1 protein-coding gene is annotated in these 346 nt (G+C 37.6%); it reads left to right on the forward strand.

The features are described from left to right. Window positions 1-157: 157 nt before the first annotated feature. Entirely contained in the window at window positions 158-289 is a 132-nt protein-coding gene (locus FFR48_RS30325; RefSeq protein ID WP_268932479.1) for a hypothetical protein, read from the forward strand. Window positions 290-346 lie beyond the last annotated feature (57 nt).

A 346-nucleotide genomic window follows, 5' to 3' on the forward strand; every position in this document is an offset into this window, starting at 1 on the left:
TTCTTTGCCATCTCTTGAAATCCCAAAAAATGCACACTTTTTCCGGTATACGCTTCAAAACCCTTGCACTTTTTTCCTGTTTATCAGCCTCTAACCTTTGATATATCAAGGTTTTAGGTTTATTCAGTAAACCCTAACTAGGGCTTGCTGAATAAATATGAAAACTTTACAGGTAAAGGGTTTTAGCCTGCTGGAAGTTAAAAAAGTGCCAGCTTTTACAGGGTATACCTTAAAAACTGTGCATTTTGGGTCTGATAAATTAGAAAATCTGGGGATAACAGATAGCTAAAACTATTCCCTATTCCCTATTCCCTATTCCCTGCCTCAACGAAGGGACTTTTTCAGC

The sequence above is a fragment of the Sphaerospermopsis reniformis genome (genome assembly GCF_005402885.1).
In the GTDB taxonomy this organism is placed as follows: Bacteria; Cyanobacteriota; Cyanobacteriia; order Cyanobacteriales; family Nostocaceae; genus Sphaerospermopsis; species Sphaerospermopsis kisseleviana.